At 65.3% G+C, this 15,753-nt stretch carries 17 protein-coding genes; all 17 read left to right on the top strand.

Going from position 1 to position 15,753, the window contains the following annotated elements; genetic code table 11:
* Nucleotides 1-84 precede the first annotated feature (84 nt).
* From CK220_RS19690 to CK220_RS19610, 17 genes are read left to right on the top strand one after another with little or no spacing between them, the layout of a single operon-like run.
* Nucleotides 85-651, top strand: a complete 567-nt coding sequence (locus CK220_RS19690) for a hypothetical protein (RefSeq protein WP_095813125.1) — start codon at nucleotides 85-87, stop codon at nucleotides 649-651.
* On the top strand, nucleotides 648-2,648 hold the full coding sequence (locus tag CK220_RS19685) for a terminase gpA endonuclease subunit (RefSeq protein ID WP_095813124.1): 2,001 nt from the start codon (nucleotides 648-650) through the stop codon (nucleotides 2,646-2,648). The genes CK220_RS19690 and CK220_RS19685 overlap by 4 nt, the downstream gene beginning before the upstream one ends.
* Nucleotides 2,645-4,255: a phage portal protein gene (locus tag CK220_RS19680; protein ID WP_210201434.1), complete on the top strand. Its 1,611-nt coding sequence runs from the start codon at nucleotides 2,645-2,647 to the stop codon at nucleotides 4,253-4,255. Before CK220_RS19685 ends, CK220_RS19680 begins: the two co-directional genes overlap by 4 nt.
* Nucleotides 4,255-4,527, top strand: a complete 273-nt coding sequence (locus CK220_RS19675; protein WP_095813122.1) for a hypothetical protein — start codon at nucleotides 4,255-4,257, stop codon at nucleotides 4,525-4,527. Before CK220_RS19680 ends, CK220_RS19675 begins: the two co-directional genes overlap by 1 nt.
* Before the next feature lie 8 nt (nucleotides 4,528-4,535).
* The gene (locus CK220_RS19670) at nucleotides 4,536-5,870 is read left to right on the top strand and encodes a S49 family peptidase (protein ID WP_095813121.1); all 1,335 of its coding nucleotides are present in this window, start codon (nucleotides 4,536-4,538) and stop codon (nucleotides 5,868-5,870) included.
* Nucleotides 5,871-5,916: 46 nt separating this feature from the next.
* Nucleotides 5,917-6,693: a hypothetical protein gene (locus CK220_RS19665; protein WP_141245173.1), complete on the top strand. Its 777-nt coding sequence runs from the start codon at nucleotides 5,917-5,919 to the stop codon at nucleotides 6,691-6,693.
* 60 nt (nucleotides 6,694-6,753) lie between these two features.
* The gene (locus CK220_RS19660) at nucleotides 6,754-7,809 is read left to right on the top strand and encodes a major capsid protein (RefSeq protein ID WP_095813119.1); all 1,056 of its coding nucleotides are present in this window, start codon (nucleotides 6,754-6,756) and stop codon (nucleotides 7,807-7,809) included.
* Between the two features lie 46 nt (nucleotides 7,810-7,855).
* Nucleotides 7,856-8,092: a hypothetical protein gene (locus tag CK220_RS19655; protein WP_095813118.1), complete on the top strand. Its 237-nt coding sequence runs from the start codon at nucleotides 7,856-7,858 to the stop codon at nucleotides 8,090-8,092.
* Between the two features lie 25 nt (nucleotides 8,093-8,117).
* The gene (locus CK220_RS19650) at nucleotides 8,118-8,510 is read left to right on the top strand and encodes a hypothetical protein (RefSeq protein WP_095813117.1); all 393 of its coding nucleotides are present in this window, start codon (nucleotides 8,118-8,120) and stop codon (nucleotides 8,508-8,510) included.
* A gap of 10 nt (nucleotides 8,511-8,520) precedes the next feature.
* On the top strand, nucleotides 8,521-9,339 hold the full coding sequence (locus CK220_RS19645) for a hypothetical protein (protein ID WP_095813116.1): 819 nt from the start codon (nucleotides 8,521-8,523) through the stop codon (nucleotides 9,337-9,339).
* Complete coding sequence (locus CK220_RS19640) at nucleotides 9,339-9,623, top strand: phage baseplate assembly protein V (RefSeq protein ID WP_095813115.1); 285 nt, start codon at nucleotides 9,339-9,341, stop codon at nucleotides 9,621-9,623. Before CK220_RS19645 ends, CK220_RS19640 begins: the two co-directional genes overlap by 1 nt.
* The gene (locus CK220_RS19635) at nucleotides 9,620-9,874 is read left to right on the top strand and encodes a hypothetical protein (RefSeq protein WP_095813114.1); all 255 of its coding nucleotides are present in this window, start codon (nucleotides 9,620-9,622) and stop codon (nucleotides 9,872-9,874) included. The genes CK220_RS19640 and CK220_RS19635 overlap by 4 nt, the downstream gene beginning before the upstream one ends.
* Nucleotides 9,875-9,907: 33 nt before the next feature.
* Nucleotides 9,908-10,111 carry a hypothetical protein gene (locus CK220_RS19630; RefSeq protein ID WP_141245172.1) on the top strand — a complete coding sequence of 68 codons (204 nt, stop codon included), beginning with the start codon at nucleotides 9,908-9,910 and terminating at the stop codon, nucleotides 10,109-10,111.
* Entirely contained in the window at nucleotides 10,108-10,500 is a 393-nt protein-coding gene (locus CK220_RS19625) for a GPW/gp25 family protein (RefSeq protein ID WP_095813112.1), read from the top strand. Before CK220_RS19630 ends, CK220_RS19625 begins: the two co-directional genes overlap by 4 nt.
* 4 nt (nucleotides 10,501-10,504) lie before the next feature.
* On the top strand, nucleotides 10,505-11,368 hold the full coding sequence (locus CK220_RS19620) for a baseplate J/gp47 family protein (RefSeq protein ID WP_095813111.1): 864 nt from the start codon (nucleotides 10,505-10,507) through the stop codon (nucleotides 11,366-11,368).
* On the top strand, nucleotides 11,365-12,492 hold the full coding sequence (locus tag CK220_RS19615) for a phage tail protein (protein WP_095813110.1): 1,128 nt from the start codon (nucleotides 11,365-11,367) through the stop codon (nucleotides 12,490-12,492). The genes CK220_RS19620 and CK220_RS19615 overlap by 4 nt, the downstream gene beginning before the upstream one ends.
* A gap of 6 nt (nucleotides 12,493-12,498) precedes the next feature.
* On the top strand, nucleotides 12,499-15,741 hold the full coding sequence (locus tag CK220_RS19610) for a DUF4815 domain-containing protein (RefSeq protein WP_095813109.1): 3,243 nt from the start codon (nucleotides 12,499-12,501) through the stop codon (nucleotides 15,739-15,741).
* Nucleotides 15,742-15,753: the final 12 nt, after the last annotated feature.

Raw genomic sequence — 15,753 nt, 5'->3', positions numbered from 1 at the left:
CAGTCGCACCATCGAAAAAGTTGGGTTGTCAGGGTTGTCAGCGGCCCGAAGGAAGTTGTCTGAATGCCGTCTGAAGAAACCGTGATGGCGACGCCGGCCGACGTTGCGGCGCGCGATGGCGTCACAAAGCAGGCCGTGACCAAACTCGTGCGGCGCCTGGTCGAGGAGCACGACCTTCCCGTCGAGCGCGACGCTCGCGACCGGATCATGCGCTTCTCGCTGGCGCACTACGATCACTACCGCGGCGAGTTCGCCAGCTCCGAGAAGATTGCGGTCGCTCGCAGGGACGCGCCGTCGGCTCCGCCGGCCAACTCCAGCACGTCGCGCGACGAAGCGCTTCGGCAAGACGCCTGGCTGAAAGTCGGACGCGAAAAGCTGCGGCGGCAGGAAGAGATCGGCCAGCTCGTTCGCGCCGACCGCATGCGCGAGGCCCTGACCATCTGCGGCCGGGAGATCCAGTCGAGCATCGCGCGCCTGCAGAACAAGGCCGACGACATGGCTTTGGCTGTCTCGCGAGAGGGCTCCCACGGACTGCGTGTGTTGCTCCGACAGATCGCCTTCGACCTCAACAGCGAGATTGCCGATCGCCTGGGCGCAATCATCGAAAAGGCGGCCGAACACGACGAGGCGCTCGAGGACGAAGAGTTATGAGCATCCATGTCGGGCGCGGCCATCCGGGAGCGCTCCGCCTAGCCGGCATGGCACTGGCGGAGGCGATCAGGCCGCGCCCGCCGGCACGCTTTCGCGACTGGCTGCCGGCGAACATCGTGCTGGTCGACGGACCGAAAAAGGGAGAGCTCTGGGCGCTCGACGACGCGCCCTATCTCGGCGAGATCGCCGACTGCCTGTCGCTGGACCATCCCTGCAATCTGGTGACGGTGCGGAAGTCGCAGCAGACCGGCGTCTCGATCCTTGCCCTTGCGTGGTCGCTCTACATCGCCGACACCGCGCCGGACAACACCATCTATGGCCTGCCGTCGATCGACTTCCTGCAGGACATGAACAGCCAGAAGCTGCAGCCGCTGATCGAGGCGTGGCAAAGGGAAACCGGCAAGGAGGTCATCTTCCCGGCCGTGAGCCGATCCGGCTCGGGCTCGACCATCTACGAAAAGCGCTTCGCCGGCGGATCGCTGATGCTCGCCAACGCCAACGTCGCGACCGATCTCTCGGGCAAGACCACGCGCTACGGCGTGAAAGATGAGGTCTCGAAGTGGCAGACGCATGTCAGCGGCGACGATCCGGAAACGCTCTTCTTCGGTCGATTCACCGCCTTCCGGCGCACGAAGGCCTTCAAGATCTTCGAGCTGTCGACGCCTGAGATCGACACCGGCGATGAACTGGGCGATCTGCCGGGGCATTGCCGAATCGACCGCTCCTTCAAGCGCTCCGACCAGCGTTTCTGGAATATTGCCTGCGTTGAATGTCGCGAAGAGTTCGTCCAGTCGCACGAGGGCTTCCACCTCGATCGACTGCATCCGCACAAGAGCTTCTATGTCTGCCCGCATTGCGGTCACATCATCAGCGAAACGGAGCGGGTCATCGGCGTCCGCAATGGGCGGTATATCGCGACCCTGGCCGGTCCTGACCGGCACCCCGGCTTCCATGTCGATGCCTTCATCTCGCTGATGATGAGCTACGAAGCGATCGCGGAGGACATACTCAACCACTCCAAGTCCGGCGGTCTCGGCGACAAGGGTATTTTCAATCTGGTGTACGGCCTGCCCGCCAAGGTGAAGGGCAACGCGCCGGAATACGAGCGGCTGATGGAGCGCCGCGAACCCTTCGCGGAAATGAAGATCCCTGCCGAAGGGCTTATTCTCGTCGCCGGCGCCGACGTGCAGCACAATGGCATCTGGACCGTCGTCGTCGCCTTCGGCGAAGACCGGCAGTGCTGGGTGCTAGGCGTCCGCTTCTTCGCGGGTGTGACGGACAACACCGGCGAAGGCGCCTGGACGAAGCTCGGTGAGTTCTTCGCCAGGCCGCTCGACGACGCTTTCGGCAGCTGGCGCCGGATCGAGGCGCTGGCGGTGGACGGCGGCGACGGCGGCCGCACCAACCAGGTTCTCGAATGGTGCCGGCGGCGCCCCAATGCCTATGCCGTCAAGGGCGTCGGCGGGCGCGGTGTGCCGGCAGTCAGCGTCCCGGCGAAGAAGTCGGTCACCAAGCGCGGCAGGCGCAAGCGTTTCGGCAGCGCCATGCTATGGCCGGTCGGGACATGGGGCTTGAAGTCCGAGCTATTCGCCAATCTGCACAAGCCCGGCCTGCGGTCCGGCGAGCCGGCCGATCCGCCTGGCTACGTGCATTTCGGCGACTTCCTGCCGAAGGAATATTTCCTGCAGCTCACGGCCGAAGCCTTCGTCGCCGAGGTCGTGCGCGGCAAGTTCCATGAGGAATGGAAACGCCTGCGGCCGGACAATCATTGCCTGGACGCTCAGGTTTACGCCATGGCGATGGCGGAAATGCTCGGGCTGTCGACCAACAGGGCGGACGACTGGGCGGCGTTGCGCGAGCGGCTGAGACCTGCTTCGGAGCCGGACCTGCTGCACGGCCTGCGCCATGCTCCGAGACAGGACACCATGGACCCGACAGAACCGACGACGGGCGAGGCCTCGCAAGCGCGTCGCGAGAAATGGAAAAGGCGCGCATGAAGGTTCTGGACCGGATATTCGGCAGGGGAGGCGCGTCCGCTCCGCGCCCGCCCGCACATGCCGGGTATCTGCGCGACAGCCGCTCGAGGATTCTGTCGACTCGCGGCACCGCTCTGCGTGACCACCGCGACGAGGTTCGCACCGCCTGGCGACGCGCGGCCGGCCTTGCCATGGACATCATCCAGAATTCAGGCCGCCTGAGAGGCGCGGTCGACCAGGTCATCGCCGACACCGTCGGGGTCGAGCTCATCCTCAATCCCATGCCGGAGCTGTCAAAGCTTGGTTACGACAGGAAGGAGACGGACGATTTCATCAAGCTGTTGAAGGCCGAGTGGAAGCGCTGGGCGTGGAACGCGCGCGAATGCGACCTCAAGGGCAAGTTCATCGTGCCGCAAAAGGTCGACATCGCGCTCCGTCATGACGTCGTCTTTGGCGAGGCGCTGATGCTGATGGACTATATGTCCGCCGGCGACCGTCGCCGCTATGGCATCAGGTCCGGCACCAAGATGTGCCTGACGACGCCTACCGCTTTGGTGCAGGACACCAGCGAGTTCGAGGGGCTGTATCAGGGCGTTATCCACGATCCGAACGGCCGCCCGGTCGCCTATCGTCTCGCCGAGAAGGAAGCCGTCATCGTCGTCAAGCGCGACCATCGGGCCTATGACGCGCAAGGGCGGCAGATGGTCGCTCATGTGTTCGACCCGGTCGACGGCAACGACGTGCGCGGCATTTCCCGGCTCGTCGCGGCCTTTCGCGAATACCTGCAATGGGAGACGCTGGTCGACGTGACGATCCAGACCGGCATCCTGCAGACCGTCTTTGCCCAGGTGCTGACCAGCGAAAGACCGTCGGCGGAGGCCTTCGAGGCTCTTGAAGCGCTTGGCGAGAGCCAGGACGGCAAGGAGTTGCGCGCCCAGTTCCGCGACTACTTCCTTGCCGTCATGGACAAGGCGGCTGAAAGCGAGATCTCGGTCGGCAGCGATCCGAAAATCTCGCATCTGGCGCCGGGAGAAAAACTGGACCTGATGTCGACCGGCATTCCGGGGCCGCAATTCCTGCCCGTGTCCAACGAGCTGCAGCGCGGCATCGCGCGCGCGATCGGCATCAGCGTTGCCAGCTACACGATGAACTATGAGGGCGCGACCTATTCCTCGACCCGGATGGAAGGGGCGTCCCTGCATCCGGTTGTCACCCGCCGCCGCGATCGCATCGCTTCGCCGATCTGCCAGATCGGCTTCGAGCATCTGGTGGACGAGCTGATCGGCACCGGCCGGCTGCCGTTCAAGGGTGGCTACGAAGCTTTCTCCGCCAACCGGGACAGGGTGCTTTGGGCAATGTGGCAAGGCCCGGCCAAGGCCACTGCCGACGACCAGAAGAGCGCCAAGGCGGCGAGCGAACGGCTGCTCAACGGGACCTCGACGCTTGACATGGAATGCGCCGAGATCGGGGCGGACGCGGAGGAAGTCTTCGAGCGCCGGCTCTACTGGCACAAGCGCTATGTAGACGCGGGCATGCCGTCGCCTTTCGCTCCAAGTCAGGGGTCGGGCGACGCGAAGGACGACGTCATCCAGGACCAGAAGGCACCGAAAAAAAAGGAAGAAGCCTGATGCCGGTCCTCGTCACCATCAACGGCGTTGCCGTGGACCAGGATGACCCCTGTGCACTCTACCAGGCGCTCTATGCGGTCAAGCTGCGCGCGCTCGCTGGCGAGCATGTCGAGGAACTTTCTATCCAGTCGCCGGTGACGCGAGAGCAGCTTCGTTTCTCCGGAGCCGACGTCAAAGCGCTCGACGCCGAACTTATGCGGCTCGCCGCTGCCTGCTCGGCAAAGAACGGCAAACGTTCGCGCTACGCCAAGACCACGCGGTTCGTGCGGTAGGAGCGTCCATGACATCGCTGATCCATATCGCCGACCGGGTACTGAATCGGCCGCTGCTGATCACGCGTGACAAGGCCGAGGTGGTGCTTTCCGTCCTCGCCGGCAGGCTAGGCGTCAATGGGCCCGAGAGTTCCCGATTCGAGGGGGGATCGGTGGTCGAGGACGAGAACGGCGCCCGTCGCGCCGTGCCTTATCGCGTCACCCGCGACGGGGTTGGCATCATCACGATCACCGGCTCACTGGTGAACCGCGGCGCCTGGATCGGGGCCAGCTCCGGTCTGACCTCCTATGAAGGGATCGGCTTCCAGCTGAAGTCGGCAGCTGCCGACCCGGCTGTCAGGTCTGTTATCCTCGACATGCATTCGCCTGGCGGCGAAGCCGTGGGCGCCTTCGAAACCGCGGCCTTCGTGCGCAATCTTGCCGCAAAGAAGCGAACCGTCGCGGTTGTCAACGGCATGGCGGCTTCGGCCATGTACGCCATCGCGTCGGGTGCCAACGAGATCGTCACCACCGAAACCGGCATATCGGGCTCGATCGGCGTCGTTCTTCTGCACGCCGACTTCAGTCGGCAGCTGGACCGCGACGGCATCACCCCGACGCTTATCCATGCCGGCGCCCACAAGGTCGACGCCAACCCCTTCGAGCCGCTTTCCGACGCCGTCCGCGAGGACCTGCAGGCGGAAGTCGATGCCTTCTACGGCGCATTCCTCGGCACGGTGGCGAAAGGGCGGGGCTCCAGGCTCACCGCAGCCACCGCGCGCAAGACGGAAGCGCGCACTTTCATCGGCAAGGCTGCGGTCGACGTCGGCATCGCCGACCGCGTCGGTTCGTTCGAAAGCGTACTTACTGAACTTTCCCGCGCCTCCACGCCGAACGGCGGGCGCTCAACGCCGCAGAAAGGGAGCACATCCATGAGCGAGACCACCGGCGCGCCCGCCGCCATCGAAGTTGCCGGCATTCCGAAAGCCGACCACGACGCAGCCGTCGCCGCTGCCGAGACCAAAGGCCATGCCACCGGCGTGTCGGCCGAGAACAAGCGTCTGACGACCGCCCTTGGCGCCGAGGGCGTCAAGGGGGACGGCACCCGCATGGCGGCGGCGCTCGACCTGGCGACCAAGTCGCCCGCCATGACCGGCGAGGATGTCGCGGCTTTCGTCGTAGCCAATGTCGCTGTGTCCAAGCCGGCCGGGGCGCACGCCGAGGCCTATGAGAAGTCGCGTCTTGCCGCGGCCGGCCTCGCACAGCCCGGCGCTGGAAAGTCCGCAGCGGCATCGCAGGAAACGGCTAACCGAATTCTCGCCAACTACCGCGCCTCGATGGGTGCGCCGGCCAGGCAGGGCTGATGGTTCGAACCATCCAACCGCAACTCTTCACCTGAAAGGGTCGATCATGATCAGCATTCCATTTGCACAGCCGGGCATGGCGGCTCGGGACGTGTCCGATACGTTCACCTCCGCCGAAATCTTCAATTCGGCCATCCCGCACCCTGTCACCGAAGACTTCCCCGTGGCAGCGGATGTAGCGCTGCCGGCTTTCTCGGTTGTCGGCCTCGCAGCCTCAGACACCCTGGCCATGGCGACTTTTATCCATGCGCCCGGCAGCAAGGCGACCGGCCGGCTGGTCTTCTCCGGTGGCGGCGCCGTCGACGACACCATCACCATCGGCGCGACGGTCTATACCTTGAAGGCTGCGCCGACCACCGTCGCCGGCCAGGTCAAGATCGGTGCGACGGCGGCGGAAACCGCCAGCAACTTGATCGCGGCGATCAATGTCGGAGCTGGTGCCGGCACCGCATACGGCTCGCTCACCACTCCCCATCCCGATGTCAGCGCTCAATCCGATGCCGCCGGCATCGTCGGTATCGTCGCCAGGGCCGCGGGAGCGACCGGCAACGCCATCCCAACCACCGAGACCGCCGCCGCCATCGCATTTTCCAACGCCACCCTCGTCGGCGGGGCGGATCAGATCGGCGTGGCGCCGCTTGGCATCACGACGGCCCCGGTGGTCGATACCGAGGCCGCGCAGCGCGTCGCGATCTACCGCGCCGGCAATTTCAATCCGGACGCGCTCAACTGGGATGCCTCGTTCAACACCGACGACAAGCGCGAGGCTGCTTTCCGCGCCGCGCCATCGCCCACCAACATTGTCATCCGCAAGCGGCTCTGACCCGCGAAACCTTCGACGCAATCGCGGCCTCGGCCGCCTCCTTTACAAAGGCCCCCGATCATGGCGGACTTCGACCATTATGAACTCTGGGACACGCACACTCTCCTCGGTGTGTTCCGTGAACTCGACATCGTGCCGAGCTACTGGCTCGATCTTCTCTTCCCCAACCAGATGTCATCGACCGACGAATACATCGACCTGGAGAAGATTCCGCGTTCGGGCCGCAAGCTCGCGCCCTTCGTCGCCCCGATGGCGCAGGGCCGGCCGATCTACGAGGAAGGCGCGCGCGTCGAGCGCTTCAAGCCAGGTTATGTCAAGGCGAGCGATCCTGTCTCGCCGCTGCGGGCTCTGACCCGCCGCCCGGGCACGTTGCTTGGTCCCAATGCGCAGAGCCCAGCGGCGCGATACGACGCGGTCAAAGCCGACATCCTGCAGTTCCATCGCGTTGCGGTCGAAAGGCTCTGGGAGTGGATGGCCGCCAAGGCCGTCATTGATGGTAAGGTCGTCATCGAAGGCAAGGACATGCCGCAACGGCTGGTCGATTTCGGTCGAGCGGCCGCACACACTGTGGTGCTCGGCAGCGGCGCGCGCTGGGGCGACCCCGGCGTGTCCATCCTCGACGACATCCAGAGCTGGGCGGACACGATGCATTCGGCCGAATTCGGCGGCGCGCCGAACCGCATCACCGTCGGCACGGATGCTTGGGGTGTCATGCGGCGCGACAGCGAGATTCTCGGCGAGATGGACTTGACCAGGCGCGGCAATGCCGACCTGACGATCAAGACCGGCCTCATGACCACCGGCGAGGTTCGCTATGGCGGCACGCTCGGGGGCGGCATCGAAGTCTGGGTCTATAAGGACTATTACACCGTCAATGGCTCGGTCACACCGTTCATGTCGCCCAAGGATGTCGTGCTGACCGGTCCGAACGTGCAGGGCTACCGCTGCTTCGGCACGATCGTTGATGTGCATGCGCAGTTCGAGGCGCTGCCGATCTTCCCGCGCAACTACATCCCCGAAGGAGATGTGGCGATCGAGCAGATCCTCACCCAGTCGGCGCCACTGATGGTGCCCGTCAACCCGAACGCGACGCTGAAGGCGACCGTCCTGGGCTGATTGCCCCGGTCCGGCCTCGGCATTCAACACAATTGGAGATAGCATCATGGTCAAAGCCGTTGCTTTGAGCACCGTTCACCTGTGCAAGTCGCCAGGCGAGAAGAGCCCGGAAGGCAAGACGGTCAAGCGCGCCGAGATCGAGGTCAAGGCGCCCGGCTCGATCATCGACGTCGACAAGAAGCAGCTCGAGGATCTTGTCGTCAAGGGCGCCGCGCGCCCAGCCACCAAGGTCGACCTTGCGCGGGCCGACGAAGCCAACCAGATGGACCTCGGCCAGGCCTGAGGTCTCATCTCATTCGGAGCCTCTCATGGACATTCGTGCAGCCCGCTCGCGCCTTGTCCATGAGACGCGCTCTCGCCTCGGCGATCTCATCACCATCCGCGCCAAGCTGCGGGGCGAGATGTCGGTGGCCGACGATCCGTCGCGTCCGGCGATGGTCAACCTGAAAGGCCGGTTTGACATCGATCCGGACCTCGATTTCCTTGGCGGCCGCGACCGCGGCATGGCGCCGACGCGCTTTGCGGGGCGCTTGTGCACGATCTCGATCCCGCGTTCGGATATGGCCTGGTTGCCCAAGGACGGCGACCAGGCGGAGGTGACTAGCCGCCCGGCCGAGCCGATCTATTCAATCGTGCGCGTCGTCGACGACCTGCCCGAGGTGATCGTGTTCTTCCTGTCCAACCTCAAGCCAGCCGCATGAGTTCAAGAACATGAGCTTGGTCAACGCAATGCTGCGCATGCTGGCGGTGCAGGCGCTGCGCGGCAACACCATCGCCGCCGACGGCGTGACCGATTCCTCGATCGAGGCGCTCTCCGCCATCATGACCGACCGGCAGGCGCCGGTCATCCTGGTGCGGATCGACGAGAGCAAGTATGCCGGCCAGAACGAAGGCTTCTTCGCCACCTCCGGCACGGTGAGCTTCGCGCTCGACCTGATCGTCGCCTCGAGCGTCGCCTATCAGACGACGGATGGCCAGACCGTCGCCCAGATCGAGATCGCGGCGACCGATGCCGGCCTCGAATTCTCGCTCGACATGCTCGACCGGCAATGGCGCCGCGTGCTGTCCGATCCGAACAACGCCTTCGCCGAATGTTTCAGGTCGCTGGTTGCCGCTATCGGGCCGATCAAGGCCAATCGCGGCGTCGACCCGGAGGGCGGTCGCAAGCATGCGATCCGAATGGTCGAGATCGAGATCGAGCCGGTCTGCGATCCGGCGCCCGGTGCTGGGTTGCCCACAGTCATCGACGCTGCGTTGACCCAGTTGGCGACCGTCGCTGATTACCAGTCCGCCGTCACCATCATGCGCGCCGAGCTCGGCAAGGGCGCGGACCTGTTGACCTGGCAGAAGGTGCAGTCGACCCTGATGACGACGGCCGCTGTACCGGGCATGCTCGGCGTCGCTCCGCCGGACGAGGAGCAGCTGGTCGAGGTCGTCGAGTTCGACCAGGTTGGCACCGTGCTCAACGGCGCGCAGACCGAGCTGACGGAAGACATCCTGCCCGATCCCGAGCTCGGCGGTGCAGCCTGATGTCTGATGTCGAGTTGGTGAGGGTCATTCTCGGCCTGCAGGCCGATATCGCGGCCCTCAAACGCATGGTTGCCGGCAATCTGCGCTTCGGCACGGTGAAGAAGGTCGACCACGACACCAAGCGCGTGCAGCTGCTGCTGTCCGACGCGAACGGCCGCGAGTTCCTGTCGCCGCTGCGGCCATGGGGCGAGATAGCCGGCAACGAGAAATCCTGGCGGCCGCCGACGGAAGGCCAGCAGATGATGCTGGTCGCGCCGCATGGCGACATGCGCCAGGCGGTGTGACCTTTTCGGATCAGAACCCGTCGCCCTCGTCGGACCCTGAAACGAGGATCCTGTCGAAATACGGCTCCGCCACGATGCTGTTCGACGGCGGCGGCGACCGGGCGGAACTGTCAGCACCGCGGGTCGATCTTGGCGGCGCAGATGGCCGCAAGGTCGCCCGCATCGGTGACAGGGTCCACGTCATGTCGGGCTCCTCGACCGGCCTTTGGCCGATCGTCGAGGGGTCCTCGAAAGTCTTCGCCGCTGATTAACGAGCATCGCCAGATGCTTCGATGGAGGCCATCTTGAAGTTCATTGTCACCGATCGCGCGCCGAAGCTTGGCGCGCCGGGCTCTACCGTCGAGATGACGCCTTCGCAGGCCGCTTATGAGCGGCTGCGCGGGCACCTTGTTCCGCAAGTCACGGTGGTTGACCCGCCGCCAAGCCAGATCGAAATCGCGGACCAGGTCGATGTCGCGAAGGCGGTCGGGCGCGGGAAGCGCAAGTGACGCAATTCGGCATGGACCGCTCGACCGGCCTCCGGCAGAGCGGTTGGGACAATGTCATCCAGGCGATCGAGATACTGCTGACAACGCGCTATTTCGAGCGCGTGTTGCGGGAATATGTCGGCAGCCCGGTTCCGGCGCTGCTCGGCGAACTCGCCAACGTGCAGACGGTGATCCGTTTCCAGTGGTCGGTCGCGGCCGTGATCCTGCTCTTCGAGCCGCGCTTCACGCCGACCCGGATTTCACCGCTGACGCTCGACCGCACTGGCGCCTCCGACTGGTCGATCGAAGGTATCTACCGTCCGCGCGCTCATCTCGGCGACCTGACGCCGGCCGGCACCGTTTCGCTTCGCCTGGCGCAGTCGGGCGGCAATCTGATTGTCACGGGGTAGACCGATGCTCGACCTGTCCACCCTGGAAGGTCTGCCGGAGCCGCAAGCGATCAGCGTCACTTCGGAGGCTGACGCGCTCGCTGCGGTGAAGGCGACCTTCGTCGACCTTGCGACCAGCTATGGTCTCGACGTGTCCGGCATCATCGATCTCGAGGGCGAGCCGGCCAACATCCTGCTGCAGGCCGGCGCGTTCCGCGAGGTGCTTTACCGCGCTGCGATCAACGACGCGGTCAAGGCCAACCTTCTGGCCTTCGCCGCCGGCGTCGATCTCGACCATCTCGCCGCCTTCTACGATGTGGTGCGCCTGACAGGCGAGAGCGACACCAGGCTTCGCGCCCGCACCGTGGTCGCCATATCCGGCCGCTCCACCGCGGGCAGCGAGGACTGGTACAGGACTGCCGCGCTGCGCGCCTCGATTCGCGTCAAGGATGTCGCCGTCTATCGCGTCGGCACCGGCCCCGACATCCGTATCGCGGTGCTTGCGACCGACAATTTCGGCGAGCCCGATGCCGCGCTGCTCGCAGCGGTCGACGCCGAGGTGCAGAAGAACAGCGTTAGGGTGATTTCCGACCGCATCACCGTGGTCTCTGCAACAAGCGCCACGGTCAATGTCGCAGCCGATATCTGGCTTCTGCCGACGACGCCGATCACGGTCTTCGAAAGCCTTGAGACGCTGCTGCGCCAAGCCTTGGCGGACGAGGGCGGGCTCGGCTTCAACGTCACGCGCTCCTGGCTGATCGCCAAGCTGCAGGCGCCCGGCGTGCAGCGTGTATCGCTGGCTGCGCCGGTGGCTGACGTGGCGGTCGACGACGGTTCGGCCGTCAAGATCGGCGCCGTCTCGCTCGCCTACAAGGGGCGCGACCGGTGACGGAACGGCTCAATCTCCTGCCGCAGAACACGACGCTTTTCGAGCGCGCGCTCTCGGAATCGTTCGATCGCCTGCCGGAGCTGCAGCCCGGCTTCGACGAACTGCGCGGCTTCAAGTTCGCACCTGGCCAGGAATCGATCCTACCCTGGCTCGTCGTCGAGTATGGGCTTGGCGGGATCACGCAATATCTGCCGGACCTCGCCTCCGTCATCGAATATGGCCTGCGCTGGCAGCGGGTGAAGGGCACGCCGCAGGGGGTCGCCGAAAGCCTGACATGGGTCGGCTATGCGTTTTCGACCTTCTATGAGGCGCCGGTGCGCCGCACGCGCTGGCACCTCTACGAGCTCGAGCTCGACCGGTTCCGCGACAATGAAGACGACCTCGCCACGATCGAGGCTGTCGTTCGCCTGTCGGACCCTGTTCGGTCCGAATTCTATCGCGCATGGAACGGCTACAACGTGCGGGAGCACGATTGGGCCTATTCCAGGTGGGGAGACGGCATCTGGGGCGACAATTCCGGCGTCTTCCTCCATGGCGGCGGCGTGAAATGGTCGTTCGGCCGCACCTTCGACGCCGGCTTCCATGAATTGACCGAGGCCGAGCTGAGAGCTCTTGGCGCGTGGATCGAGCCGGTCGAGGGCGGGTCGATCAGCTGGGGACCGTTTCCCTGGAACACGCCCGGGCTGCAGTGGGTTTCGGACGCGGCCGCCTCGCGGGCGCAGATCATCGCCACCGCGCTGCTGGCAAAGAGCTGCTGGGTTGGCGTCTACCGGCAGGACGGCACGCCGATCGGTTTCCGCAAGGCGCACGTCTACCGGCCAGTGACGGCCCTCTTCGGCGGCTATTACCAAGCTGGCGGGCTGGGATGGATCGCATCCGATATCCCCGGCCCGAACATCTACGTCGAAGCCCGCATGGACTTCGGCGAGGGCGACGGCGAGACCGTTCATTCGTGGAGCGTCACCCTTGGCGGCAATGTCGTGGGAACGCACCCCGCCGGCATCCGATGGCTGTCCGGCGCTGGCATCAGCGGCGGCTCGATCGTCGGCGGGTTCGACATCGCGCCGGCACTTCTCGGCAAGACTTCGCGCGAGCGCTTTCGCGCTCTCCTGAAAATCGTTTGAGGCAAAATGGCTTACGAGCATAAGTCGAACCTGACTGGCGCTTACGACCGTTCCGTTGCCTTTCCGCTGTGGGACATGGTTCTCACGCGCGAGGGCAAGATCGGCCAGGCGGCCGAGATGTTCGAAGCGCAGCAGATTCTGCAGCGGAAGATCCGCTCGGTCGGCAACCTCGTCGCGCGCGACGGCGACCGCGTCGAGGGCGCCGACATCATCATAGATGCGGAAGCCGAGACCGTCACCCTCACGCTCGGCAAGCTCTATGTGAACGGCCGTGTTCTCGACGCTCCGGCCGCGGTCCTGACCGACGTGCCGATGGTGGGCGCTGTGCATATCGGCGTTCGCGTGCTCGAAACCTATCTGACCGAGTTGGACGAGCCGGCATTGCTCGGCCTGATGCCCGGCGCGCTGTCGGAAGAGGAGGCAGGCGCCGCGCGCGTGGTGGTCTCGCTCGCCTGGGGCTTCTCCGGTGACGACGGGGAGGGCGACCTCTATTCGGTCTATCTGCTCAAGGATGGCGTCGCCATCGATCAGACGCCGCCGCCGAACCTCACCGGCATCAACGCGCAGCTCGCGATCTACGACTTCGACGCCAACGGCAACTACATCGTCTCGGGCTGCACCGTTTCTGCTCTGGGCAAGGATGGCACCGACCAGGTGTTCTCGATTGCGGAGGGAGTGGCGAATATCAAGGGCCAGAAGCGCACGCGGTACGCCGCGCTGCGCCACCGCGAGACGGAGACTTTCGACCTCTTCCGCATCCCGACCGAGGTGCACACCTTCGGCACCAACCCGACGGTGGTCACCCTCAATCACGGACCGATCGCCACGATCCGTGAAGTCCTGGTCGAGAAGGAAGTCACCGAAACGGTCGTGCGCGGCGGCACCCCGAACGGGTCCGATGCGCTGGTCAATACAGGCGTCACGTCGATCCTCGAGGTCAAGCAGGGCGCCACGACTTATGCGACGCCGGCCGATTACACGAAGGCCGGCGACCTGGTGTCATGGGCGGCCGGCGGCGCCGAACCGGCGACCGGGTCGAGCTACACGGTCAAATACCGCTATCTCGGCATCGTCTCGCCGACCGACATCACCGCCACCTCGATCACGGTCGCCGGCGGCGTCAACGGCGGGCAAATCCAGGTCGACTATGACTTTAAGCTGCCGCGCGTCGACGTGCTCGGCCTCGATAGCGACGGCAATTCCGTCTACCTGAAAGGGGTTTCCAGCCGCACCAACGCGCTGCCGCCCACCGTTCCCGCCGACGTGCTGCCGCTCGCCCTGGTCGAGAACGTTTGGACCGGCACGCCGAACGTCACCAACATCGGCGTGCGCGCCTACACCATGGCCAAGATCGACCGCATGTATAACAGCCTGGTCGATGCGCTCGACCTGATCGCGCTCGAGCGGCTGCAGCGCGACATCGACAGTCGCGAGCCGATCTCCAAGAACGGCGTCTTCGTCGACCCCTTCACCTCGGACCGCTATCGTGACGAGGGCGAGCCGCAGACCGCCGCCGTGTTCGGCGGGCTGCTGCGGCTTGCCATCGACCCGACCTTCCATGCGATCAACCTGCCTGGCGTGACGCTGCTCGACTGGACCGAAGAGGTAGCGATGGAGCAGGCGCTGGCCACCCGCTGCACCAAGATCAACCCCTACCAGAACTTCACGCCGCTGCCGGCGTCGATGGTGATCAACCCGCCGGTCGACTACTGGACCGAGAGCGCGACCGAATGGGCGTCCGACAGCGCGGCCGCCCTGTCTTCGCCGGTCGTCATCACCACGTCGAAGTCGACCACCGGCCGCACCACGACGACCACCACGACGACACAGAAGGAGACGATCGAGAGCTCGACCCGCGAGGAGACGCTGGCCTATCTCAGGCAAATCTCCCTGCAGTTCACCATCAAGGGGTTCAGCGCGGGCGAGAACCTGACCAAGCTCGAGTTCGACGGCATCAACGTCAACCCGGGCGGTGTCAGCGCCGACGGCTCCGGCCAGATCGTCAACAGCTTTACCATCCCTGCCAATGTGCCGGCCGGCTCGAAAGGTCTGGTCGCGGAAGGCCAGGGCGGCTCGAAGGCGGCCGCCATCTTCGTCGGCCAGGGCACGATCGATATCGAGACGCTCCGGCGCGTCATCACCACGACCGTCCAGCAGACCTCGGTCACCGCGCCGCGGGAAACCGGCGGTGTGGGCGGTGGCGGCGGCGGCAATGGCGGCAGCCGGTCCGACCCGCTGGCGCAGACCTTCACGCCCACCGAAGGGCGGCACATTGCCGGGGTCAACCTGAAAGTCTGCCTGGTCGGCGATCCGGACAACCCGATCGTGCTCGAGCTGGTCGAGGTCGCCAACGGCATCCCGACCGTCAACGTCATCGCGCAGGCGTTCTACGACATGAACGAGGCGGTGATCGGCCAATGGACCGAGATTCGGTTCCCATACCCGATCTGGCTGGCGGGCGGCGTCGAGTATGCCTTCGTCGTCAAGACCAATGACGGCAACCATTCGATCAAGACGGCCAAGCTCGGCGACTTCGACGCCGACCTCCAGCAGCCGGTCGCCGCGCAGCCCTATTCGGTCGGCGTCATGCTGTCGTCGTCGAACGCCGTCACATGGACCCCACACCAGGACGAGGACATCTGCTTCCAGCTGATCGCGGCCAAGTTCGCGCCGACGACCAAGTCGGTCGATGTCGGCACCTTCGCCGTCGCCAACATGAGCGACCTCCTGATCCGCGCCGAGGTCGAGCTGCCGACCGCAGCGGCCGCGATGCATTTCGAGGTCGAACTCGACGACGGCTCCGTCACGCTGCTCAATCCCGACCAGGCTTGGGAGCTGCAGTCGTTCTATACCGGGAATGTCGAGGTCCGGGCAGTGCTGTCCGGCTCGCCCAAGGTCTCTCCGGTGGTCTTCCCGGTCATCCTGGCGATCGAGGGCGAGCTGCAGACGACGGGTACTTACGTGACCCGTGCCTTCGACATGGGTACCGGCGTCGACATCCTGTCCTACCTGAAGACCAAGATCCCGACCGGCGCGACGATCGCGCTGCATGCCGACGCGGCGAACGATGTTTGGACGCCGGTTCCGCAGGTGACGCAGACGCCGTTGCAGGACGCCGGCTGGGTCGAGCGCAAATACAGCGTCACCGGCTTCAACGCCAATCCGGTCGGGCGCATCCGCATCACGCTGACCGGGACACCGGCGGCGCGGCCGATGGCCTACGACTTCCGGGCGATCTCCGCCCCGTAACGCCGACAAGGA

This window comes from Mesorhizobium sp. WSM3860 (assembly GCF_002294995.1).
GTDB lineage: Bacteria > Pseudomonadota > Alphaproteobacteria > Rhizobiales > Rhizobiaceae > Mesorhizobium.
Note: the sequence above shows the minus strand (reverse complement) of the source record. Positions and strands in the feature narration are given on the sequence as shown.

Coding starts and splice junctions, on each gene's coding strand:
- CK220_RS19660 (WP_095813119.1), top strand. CDS start 6,754: ATGGCGGACTTCGACCATTATGAACTCTGGGACACGCACACTCTCCTC.
- CK220_RS19665 (WP_141245173.1), top strand. CDS start 5,917: ATGATCAGCATTCCATTTGCACAGCCGGGCATGGCGGCTCGGGACGTG.
- CK220_RS19670 (WP_095813121.1), top strand. CDS start 4,536: ATGACATCGCTGATCCATATCGCCGACCGGGTACTGAATCGGCCGCTG.
- CK220_RS19690 (WP_095813125.1), top strand. CDS start 85: ATGGCGACGCCGGCCGACGTTGCGGCGCGCGATGGCGTCACAAAGCAG.
- CK220_RS19645 (WP_095813116.1), top strand. CDS start 8,521: ATGAGCTTGGTCAACGCAATGCTGCGCATGCTGGCGGTGCAGGCGCTG.
- CK220_RS19620 (WP_095813111.1), top strand. CDS start 10,505: ATGCTCGACCTGTCCACCCTGGAAGGTCTGCCGGAGCCGCAAGCGATC.
- CK220_RS19610 (WP_095813109.1), top strand. CDS start 12,499: ATGGCTTACGAGCATAAGTCGAACCTGACTGGCGCTTACGACCGTTCC.
- CK220_RS19655 (WP_095813118.1), top strand. CDS start 7,856: ATGGTCAAAGCCGTTGCTTTGAGCACCGTTCACCTGTGCAAGTCGCCA.
- CK220_RS19675 (WP_095813122.1), top strand. CDS start 4,255: ATGCCGGTCCTCGTCACCATCAACGGCGTTGCCGTGGACCAGGATGAC.
- CK220_RS19640 (WP_095813115.1), top strand. CDS start 9,339: ATGTCTGATGTCGAGTTGGTGAGGGTCATTCTCGGCCTGCAGGCCGAT.
- CK220_RS19680 (WP_210201434.1), top strand. CDS start 2,645: ATGAAGGTTCTGGACCGGATATTCGGCAGGGGAGGCGCGTCCGCTCCG.
- CK220_RS19650 (WP_095813117.1), top strand. CDS start 8,118: ATGGACATTCGTGCAGCCCGCTCGCGCCTTGTCCATGAGACGCGCTCT.
- CK220_RS19685 (WP_095813124.1), top strand. CDS start 648: ATGAGCATCCATGTCGGGCGCGGCCATCCGGGAGCGCTCCGCCTAGCC.